We start from the raw sequence: 8,907 nt of genomic DNA on the forward strand, positions 1-8,907 counted from the left end.
GCATCACGACCGCTCGCATTACGCGCCGACAAGGGCGGCGCGTAATGCGAGCGGTCGTGATGCAGCGCCGATCTCCTCGACATCGCGGCGCTCAATGCCAATGCTGCCGATCAGCTTGGCGAGGCCGTATTGTGGGTGACCAAGTGTTGCCGGCCGCGCGCCGGGCGCGGTTATCGCCGCGAAGGACGCGTCGTCGAGCTCACGGTCGAGCCCGGGCAGCACGACGGCGCCGTTCGGCAAGCCGGCGATCACGGCAAGCAACTCGGCCGTGGCTGGAATGGAGCCGGTCGAACCGGCGGCGATCACCGGTCCGGTCGGCGGACTGCGCTTCAGCCGCGCCGCTTCCAGCCGGATCAGCGCGCTGCGGTGCGCGGCCGGATTAGAGCGGTCACGCTCTTTGAGCAACTCCGGCCAGTTGTCGGTGACGATGCCGAGGAAATCGAGCGTCACCTGCCACCAGCCCGCAAGGTTGCCGGTGACCAGCGTGGCGAGCTTCGCCCAATCCGTTCCCTCGGTCTCGATCTCGTCCATCAGCCGGGCAAGGTCGCGCGAAAGCCAAATGGCGTCGGCGGCCGAGGTCGGCACGACGAACTCCTCGTTGAAGCGCGCCCTGACGTGCGCCGGCAGGCTTTCCTTCCAGGCGCGCACCAGCGGCGCCAGTAACAGCAGCCTTTCCTGCGCGGCGATCGGCGGTGCGAGGTCTATTGCCGGTGCCGCCTCGGCGTCAAAGGCGGCCTCGTCCTCGTCGAACTCGCCGAGCGGCCGCACCGTCGGCAAGATGGCCGAGCGTCTGCCGAGCATGTCGACGAAGGCGCCGCGCAGGGCGCGCGCCGCGCGCCGCGTCGGCACATAGATGGTCGCGTCAGCCAGCGCCAGCGGCTCGCCGTCGAAGCGGAAGGTTGGGATCAGGCGGCCTTCGAGCAACGCCTCCGCCAGCGTCGGCAGGAACGGCGCTCCGGACGGGATGGAAAAGACGCGGCGCGAGCCGCTCATACCGCATTAGATCTTTGTGCGCCCGTTTGGGCGCACAAACGACGATCTAACTCCTTGAGTCTACGCATCGTGCTTTCCAAAAATCGGACCCGATTTTTGGGCCGATGCGGTCGCGGGCGCGCCGGTGACCGCCGCTTCGGCCGCCGGAATGGCATCCGGCGTCCCGACGGTGATCCAGCGGCCTCTCATCTTCATGCCGAACAGGCGGCCGGCGGCGATTGCCTTGTCGAAATAGGCGTTGATCGAATGCGGGCCTTCGGGCGCATCCTTGAAGATGCGCGGATGGATGATCGCGGCACCGGCATAGATCAAGCCGGCAGGGTCGCCTTTGGACCGGTGCAGCGCGCCGTCCGGCGCCACGAGGAAGTCGGTGCCGACGCAGTGTCCGATCGCTGAGTCGAGATCGGTGAGCATCAGCAGAATATCCATTCTAGCGGCGTCCCATGCAAGGGCGAGGCGCTCGAGGCTGGGCTCGCCGCTGTCGATCCAGAACGTATCGGCATTGATGATGTAGAAAGGCTCGCCCCCCAGGAACGGCAGCGCCTTGACGATGCCGCCGGCCGAGTCCAGCAGGCCCGCGCGCTCGTCGGAAATGTCGATCTTCGGCGCCCGGCGGCCGGCGACATGGGCGATGATCTGCTCCGGCAGGTAGTGAACGTTGACGACGGCGCTGGCGACGCCGGCGGCTTCCAGGCTGTCCAACCCCCAGTCGAGCAAGGCCTTGCCGGCGATCTTCACCAGCGGCTTCGGCATCGTGTCGGTGATCGGCCGCATGCGCTTGCCGAGACCGGCCGCAAGCACCATCGCGGTCTTCGGCTTCATGGCGAGCGCTCCTCGAGCAGGCCGTGGGCCATGTAAAATTCCTTCAGGCCGGCAAGCGCCGGGTGCGCCAGCGCCCGCCTCAGATAGTCGCGAATGCGCGGCAGGTGCTTCAGATAGTAGGGCTTGCCGTCGCGCTTTTCGAGCCGCACGAAGATGCCCAGGATCTTCGAATTGCGCTGCGCCGCCATGATCGCATAGGCCTCGGCGAAGCCGGTTTCGTCGAAGGCGCCGGCCGAACGCCGCGCCGCGACATAGGCTTCGACCGTCCGCCGCTCGATCTCGGTCGAGACGGTGACACGCGCATCCATGGCCAAAGAGGCGACGTCGTAAGCCGCCGGGCCGATCAGTGCGTCCTGCACGTCGACGATGCCGAGCCGATCGAGGCCGGAACGCTCTGCCCGCCAGATGATGTTGGGCGAATGGAAGTCGCGCAGCATCAGCGTGTATTCCTGGCCCTCGAGCCGGTCGAGCACCGCGTTCCATGCCTTGTGGTAGCCGGCCCGCAATGCATCGCTTGCCGGCTCGCCGGTGACCATCGGCACATACCAATCGACCAGAAGGTCGGCCTCGATCAGCATCGCCTCGCGGTCAAAGGGCGGAACGCCGTGGTATACGCCCGGCGCGGCCTCCATGCGGTCCGGCCAGGCCTTGCCATGCATCATGGCGAGCAGCTCCGCCGCTGCCTCATAGCGCTCGACGATCGGCTGGCCGTCGCCGCCCAAAAATCCTTCCGAGCCGAGATGTTCGAGCAGCAGAAAGCCCTGATCGAGGTCCTGCGCATGGATAAGCGGCACGCTGACGCCGGCGGCGAGAAGCGCCCGGTCGATGGCGACGAAGGCGGCGACCGACTGTGCGGTGTGAGCGATCACGGCGTAAGGCTTGCCGTCGCGCACCGGCGGTCCGAGCACCAGGCGCGGCGAGTTCATCAGCACCCGCGGCGCCCCGCCGGGAAGCGAGGCGATCTCGTAGGAACGGGCGGACGCGTCGCCGACGAAATGACGGCGGCTCGCTTCGCCCCAGCCGGCCGAGGCCAGGAAATCACGCATCGCCAGCGAGCGCGCCGCGCGCTCGAAGGCGGCTCCCTGTCCGGAGATCCTTGCCGACCGGCCCGCGCCCTGCTCGATAAGCTCGACCTGGAGCGCATTTGCCGGCAGCTGGTCGCCGGCTCGGTCCGGCCATTCGATCAGTGCCGCGCCCTGCGCCAGCGCGTCGTCGAGGCCGAGCTCGTCGAGCTCGTCCGGCGAGGACAGGCGGTAGAGGTCGAAATGGTGCACGGGTATCCGCGTCTCGTAGCTCTGCACCAGCGTGAAGGTCGGGCTCGGCACTTCGAGGCCGGCGTCGTCGGCAAGCGCCCGGATGAGCGCGCGGGCGAGCGTCGACTTGCCGGCGCCGAGATCGCCTTTCAGCGCAATTGCGTCGCCAGCCCGCAGCGCCATGGCAAGGTCTTCGCCAAGCCTCGCGGTCGCCGCCTCGTCGGCGAGAAATCGTTCCAACACCGTTTCTGCCAAAGCGCGTTACTCGGCCGCTTCGCGGATGCCGCCGGAGGGCGTCTCCGGGAAGGTGCAGATCACGGTCGTGCCCTTGTCCGCTCCGGTCTCTATACGCACCGTTCCGCCGTGCAATTCGACGAAGCTCTTGACGATCGACAGTCCCAACCCGGCGCCGCGTCGGCGGCCGCCATTGGCGCGCGGCTCGAAGCGTCGGAAGACCGATTCCAGCACGTCCGGCGGCATGCCCGGCCCGTCGTCATGCACCGAGAATTCGACGCCGTCTGCCATTTGACGGCAAGCGAGCGTGATCGTGCTCGCCGCTGGCGCATAATTTGCGGCATTGCTCAAGAGATTATAGAGGATCTGGCGGACCCGGATCTCGTCGCCGTGGAAGCTCTTCGGCGCCGATGCAGCGTCGACCTTGAGCTTGATCTGATGCTCCTCCAGCCGGTCCGCGACCAGCTCGGCGGCCGCAGCGATCGTCCTGTCGATGCTCATCTCGGAAATGTCGAGCTGCATGATGCCGGCATCGACCGTCGCGAGATCCAGTATGTCGTTGACGATGGTGAGCAGGACCGAGGACGACGAGCCGACATGCTCGACATATTCGCGCTGCTTCGGCGTCAGCGGTCCCGTCGTCGGCAGCGACAGCAGTTCGGTGAAGCCGATGATGTTGGTCAGCGGCGAGCGCAGTTCGTAGGAGACGTGCTGCACGAACTCGTTCTTCAACTGGTCTGACTTCTCCAGCGCCTCGTTCCTGTCCTTCAGCGCCCGCTCGACATTGACGGTGTCGGTGACGTCGACAAAGGTCATCATCACTTGCCCGTTGGGCAGGTGGATCACGGCATAGCTCAGCACCGTGCCGTTGACGAGTTCCGCCTGGCCGTGGCGGTCGCGGCGTTCGTCGTCGAAGCCGGTGATGGCGGCGACGAAGCCGCCCCACGGACTGTCGGCCGCGCGTTGATCGCAAAGGTCGCGGATCGCCGAGACATGCACGTTAGCCTTGATCGCATCCGGCGCCAGCCCCCACAGCGCGATAAAGGCGGGGTTGGACAGGCGCAGCCGTCCGTCCGGGCCGAACACCGCCACGCCCTCCGCCAGATTGTCCAGCGTCTCGCCCTGCACACGCACGGCGGTCTGGTAGCGGCTTTCGAGGTCCATCTTCTCGGTCAGATTCTCGAACACCCAGGTGACGCCGCCCTTGGGCTGCGGGTTGGCCACCACGCGGATCGTCTTGCCGTCCGGCAGGTGCCACCAATGCTCCTGCGATTCGACGGCGCGATAGGCGCCGAGCAGGTTCTCCTTCCAGCGCCGCCATTCCGGCTGTTCGGCGATCTTGCCTTCGCTGCGCAGCCGGTCGAGCAGCAGCGCGTTGGAGGGGGCACTGTGCAGGAAGCCGCCGTCCAGGCCCCACAGTTTCTGGAATGCCTGGTTGAAAAAGCGCAGGTTTTCATCCGTATCGAAGATCGCCACAGCCGTGTTGAGCTGGTCGAGCGTGTCGGCATGGCTGCGCACGGTGCGCTCATATTCGGCGCGGATCGTCTCGATGGCGCTGATGTCGCAGGCGAGCCCCGCCGAGCCGTCGGCGCTCGCAAAGTCGGTGACCGAAAACATGTGGCGATCACCCTCGATGACCGTCGACAATGTCTGCTCGAAGACGGGGCGCGACTTGTGCTGTTCGGCAATCTGCTCGCGCGCCTGTCCGCCGAGGAACTCCTTGGCTTCGCGCACGGCGGCCTCCGCGCTTTCCGCTTCGACCGCCTCGGCATAGGCGCGGTTGACCCATTTCAGCCGCCCGTCGGCCGCCCGCAGCCATGTCGGCATCTTCAGCGCGTCGAGCAGGCCGAGCATGGTATCGTAGTCGGCGCTGAGCCGCTGATTCTCGACCTTCAGCCGGGCCTGGCTGCGCAGCGTTTCCGACAGCGATATGAAGCGGACCAAGACATGCGCGGCGCTCTTGCGGCCATGCACCTCCAGCGGCATGCCCGCCTGCGTTTCGATGACGAGGTCGAAAGTCTTCGCTTGGTCGCGCAGCGCCGCTATGGCGTTCTCGAGCGCCGCGGCGGAGCGCGGCATCAGCCAGCGGCCGAAAGCGAGGAAGGCGGACCGCTCGTCCGGTGCGCCGCTTTCGAGCGGCAGGCTGCCGATCAGCTCCGGTTTCTTGATCTCGGAACTCCACACGACGACGCGCTGGTCGCGCAAATTGAGCAGCGCCTCGGAGCGCTGCAGGGCCGCGTTGACGTCGGCGATTCGCGCCCTGAGCTGGACATTTTGCGACGCCGTCCGTGCCCGCTCGCGGATCAGGAAGATGGCCGAGACAAGGGCTGCCCCCATGACGCCGGCAAACATCGCAAGTTGCATCACCTCGACCGTGCTGACCGCCGCGGCCACGCCGGTATCGGCATGCGCCGCAATGCTAAGCAATGGGGCGGCAGACATGGCGGTGGCAAGGAGCGTGCCGAGACGGGCGCCGGCGCGCCATGAAAGGGCTCCGCCCGCCGCGGCGGAGCCGGTCGTGATCGAATCCTCGTGGCCGCCGGAAACGGCCTTTCCCGCGCGTGGCGGGTTATCCCCCGGCATGTCTTGGTCCTCTTCGCCGCTTGAATGCAAGACCGCCCTGAATGCGTCCCCGGCCCAACTGTCCCCGGACCGCGAATCACAACAATAACGCCTGCCGGAATCGGCGTGAAGAATCACAGGTGCAAAAAATGAAGCCGGGCGGAAAGTCAACACCCGGCTTCAATATGTTGTAGATATTTTCGTTTTGGTTAATAGCGGTAGTGCTCAGGCTTGAACGGGCCCTGCGGCGTCACGCCGATATAGGCCGCCTGCTCGGAAGAGAGCTCGGTGAGGCGCGCGCCAAGCTTGTCGAGATGCAGTCGCGCCACCTTCTCATCGAGGTGCTTGGGCAGCACATAGACCTGGTTCTGGTACTGGCCGTGCTTGGTGAACAGCTCGATCTGAGCCAGCACCTGGTTGGTGAACGAAGCCGACATGACGAAGCTCGGATGGCCCGTGGCGTTGCCCAGGTTGAGCAGGCGGCCTTCGGACAGAAGAATCATCCGCTTGCCGTCCGGGAAGGTGATCATGTCCACCTGCGGCTTGACGTTGGTCCATTTCAGGTTGCGCAGAGACGCCACCTGGATCTCGTTGTCGAAGTGGCCGATGTTGCCAACAATCACCATGTCCTTCATCGCCCGCATATGGTCGAGCGTGACGACGTCCTTGTTGCCGGTGGTGGTGATGACGATGTCGGCGGTGGGGGCTGCGTCTTCCAGCGTGACCACTTCGTAGCCGTCCATCGCCGCCTGCAGCGCGCAGATCGGGTCGACCTCGGTCACCTTGACGCGAGCGCCGGCGCCGCGCAGCGAGGCCGAAGAGCCCTTGCCGACGTCGCCATAGCCGCAGACCACGGCGACCTTGCCGGCCATCATCGTGTCGGTGCCGCGGCGGATACCGTCGACCAGCGATTCCTTGCAGCCGTATTTATTGTCGAACTTCGACTTGGTGACGGAGTCGTTGACGTTGATCGCCGGGAAGGGCAGCAGGCCTTTCTTCTGCAGCTGGTAGAGGCGGTTGACGCCGGTGGTCGTCTCCTCGGTGACGCCGCGTATCGCTTCCTTCTGCTTGGCGAAGAAGCCCGGCGAAGCCTTCATGCGCTTCTTGATCTGGGCGAACAGGATCTCTTCCTCTTCGCTGCCCGGATTGGACAGCACGTCCTCACCCGCCTCGGCGCGCGCGCCGAGCAGGATGTACATGGTGGCGTCGCCGCCGTCGTCGAGGATCATGTTGGACGTGCCGCCGTCGGCCCACTGGAAGATCCGGTCGGTGTAATCCCAGTAGTCCTCCAGCGACTCGCCCTTGATGGCGAAGACCGGAATGCCGGCCTCGGCGATCGCCGCGGCGGCGTGATCCTGGGTGGAGAAGATGTTGCAGGAGGCCCAGCGTATATCGGCGCCCAGCGCTCTCAGCGTCTCGATCAGCACCGCGGTCTGGATCGTCATATGCAGCGAGCCGGTGATGCGCGCGCCCTTGAGCGGCTTCTTGTCGCCGAATTCCTCGCGGCAGGCCATCAGGCCCGGCATTTCGGTTTCGGCGATCTCGATCTCCTTGCGGCCCCAGCCGGCAAGCGAAATGTCGGCGACCACATAGTCCTTGCTACCCGTCATGGCAGTGCTCCGGTGTGATTGTCTTCAAAAGCGCGCCGGCGCCGGGACGGCGCATGGAGGGCGCGGATTGCCGGCCTGACTAGCAGATCGGCTGCCAAACGACAATGGGATATAAAGAAATCTTTATTCGTGCATGTCTTTGGAGACAATGCGCGGCCCGATCGGCGAACCTTCAGATTTCCTCGCCGAAGCGCGAGGCGACCAATTGCTCCAGCGCGTCCATGGCCGGACCGGCTTGCGGACCGCTGGCGGTGACGCGGATCGAATAGCCGGGGCTTGCCGCCAGCATCATCAGGCCCATGATCGAGGTGCCGCCGACCTTCACGCCGTCCTTCTCGACATGGATGGTTGCGTCGAAGCCGCTGGCGACCTGGACGAACTTGGCCGAGGCGCGGGCATGCAGGCCGCGCTGGTTGACGATCGGGAACTCTCGCACAACCTCGTCTTTTTCCGGCGCATGGGCGTTCATTTGCTGCTCAGAAGCTGGCTGGCGACGTTGATGTATTTGCGCCCCGCGGCCTGCGCCTCGTCGAGCGCGGCGGCCATGTTGTCGCCCTTGCGGACCGAGGAGAGCTTGATCAGCATCGGCAGGTTCATGCCGGCGATGACCTCGGTGCGGCCCGATTCCATCACTGAGATGGCGAGGTTGGAAGGCGTGCCGCCGAACATGTCGGTGAGCACGATGACGCCGGCCCCGGTGTCGACGCGTGCCACCGCGTCGACGATGTCGGCCCGGCGTTTCTCCATGTCATCGTCGGCGCCGATCGCGACCGTTTCGAAATTGTCCTGTGGCCCCACCACGTGTTCGACGGCATGCCGGAACTCGGTGGCGAGTTGACCGTGCGTCACGAGCACGAGTCCGATCATTCTTTGGTGGCTCCCGTCATCGCCGCTTCACTGGCGTATTTTATGTTCGCCAACCATTCCAGGCGGCGGGAGCGCTATCTTGTCGACGCACGGCCGGTTGACAAGCCCAAAATTGCGACGCCCCGGTCCATTTTGACGCATTGCAGCAAAAAATCCGGACCGGATCATGAAAAAGGCGCTATCGACAGCCGCGCCATCACGGCCGGCACGCCTGTGACAACATTGCGCTCGGCAAGATCGATGCGCGGCACCAGGCAGCCCGCGACCGGCTCGCTGATTTCTTCCTGGAAGCGGGCCATTTCCTCTTTCGGCACCAGCCGGACGTGCAGGTCGATCACGCCGCCCGGCTCGAACGGCAGCGGGCTCGGAATGAAGCCGGGCACTTCGGCGAGACCGGCGATGGTGGCCGGCGCCCGGCAGACCAGCCGCCCGTGACGCGGGGCGGCAAGCAGCCTGTCGTCGCCGATCAGTCGCGAAAACAGCCCGCGCACCCGGCAATGATCGATGAGCGTCAGCGCCAGCGTCGTCTTGCCGGCGCCGGACGGCCCGGTGATGAGGACGCCGCG

General features: G+C 65.7%; 7 protein-coding genes and 1 pseudogene. All 8 read right to left on the bottom strand.

The features are described 5' to 3' along the window. Positions 1-24 precede the first annotated feature (24 nt). Positions 25-993 (bottom strand): annotated as a pseudogene (locus EOA75_RS23580) (double-strand break repair protein AddB); the annotation flags it as partial. Between the two features lie 60 nt (positions 994-1,053). Further along, positions 1,054-1,815 (bottom strand): nucleotidyltransferase family protein, encoded by a 762-nt coding sequence (locus tag EOA75_RS23585; RefSeq protein WP_095799049.1) that lies wholly within the window; start codon positions 1,813-1,815, stop codon positions 1,054-1,056. Next, complete coding sequence (gene tsaE, locus EOA75_RS23590) at positions 1,812-3,323, bottom strand: tRNA (adenosine(37)-N6)-threonylcarbamoyltransferase complex ATPase subunit type 1 TsaE (protein WP_127325295.1); 1,512 nt, start codon at positions 3,321-3,323, stop codon at positions 1,812-1,814. Before tsaE ends, EOA75_RS23585 begins: the two co-directional genes overlap by 4 nt. Positions 3,324-3,329: 6 nt before the next feature. After that, positions 3,330-5,885, bottom strand: a complete 2,556-nt coding sequence (locus EOA75_RS23595) for a PAS domain-containing sensor histidine kinase (protein ID WP_067324664.1) — start codon at positions 5,883-5,885, stop codon at positions 3,330-3,332. Positions 5,886-6,073: 188 nt separating this feature from the next. Next, the gene (gene ahcY, locus EOA75_RS23600; protein ID WP_127325296.1) at positions 6,074-7,474 is read right to left on the bottom strand and encodes an adenosylhomocysteinase; all 1,401 of its coding nucleotides are present in this window, start codon (positions 7,472-7,474) and stop codon (positions 6,074-6,076) included. 172 nt (positions 7,475-7,646) lie between these two features. Next, positions 7,647-7,943: an HPr family phosphocarrier protein gene (locus EOA75_RS23605; protein WP_095799052.1), complete on the bottom strand. Its 297-nt coding sequence runs from the start codon at positions 7,941-7,943 to the stop codon at positions 7,647-7,649. Then, a complete protein-coding gene (locus tag EOA75_RS23610) occupies positions 7,940-8,341 on the bottom strand; it encodes a PTS sugar transporter subunit IIA (protein ID WP_067002921.1) in 402 nt (133 codons plus the stop codon). Before EOA75_RS23610 ends, EOA75_RS23605 begins: the two co-directional genes overlap by 4 nt. Positions 8,342-8,505: 164 nt before the next feature. Then, a partial coding sequence (locus EOA75_RS23620) for an HPr kinase/phosphorylase (RefSeq protein WP_127325298.1) occupies positions 8,506-8,907 on the bottom strand: 402 nt, incomplete at its 5' end.

Source organism: Mesorhizobium sp. M1A.F.Ca.IN.022.07.1.1, assembly GCF_003997575.1.
In the GTDB taxonomy this organism is placed as follows: domain Bacteria; phylum Pseudomonadota; class Alphaproteobacteria; order Rhizobiales; family Rhizobiaceae; genus Mesorhizobium.

Excerpts from the sequence above, each read along its gene's own strand:
- EOA75_RS23585 (WP_095799049.1), bottom strand. The coding sequence starts at position 1,815 with ATGAAGCCGAAGACCGCGATGGTGCTTGCGGCCGGTCTCGGCAAGCGC.
- EOA75_RS23595 (WP_067324664.1), bottom strand. The coding sequence starts at position 5,885 with ATGCCGGGGGATAACCCGCCACGCGCGGGAAAGGCCGTTTCCGGCGGC.
- ahcY (WP_127325296.1), bottom strand. The coding sequence starts at position 7,474 with ATGACGGGTAGCAAGGACTATGTGGTCGCCGACATTTCGCTTGCCGGC.
- EOA75_RS23605 (WP_095799052.1), bottom strand. The coding sequence starts at position 7,943 with ATGAACGCCCATGCGCCGGAAAAAGACGAGGTTGTGCGAGAGTTCCCG.
- EOA75_RS23610 (WP_067002921.1), bottom strand. The coding sequence starts at position 8,341 with ATGATCGGACTCGTGCTCGTGACGCACGGTCAACTCGCCACCGAGTTC.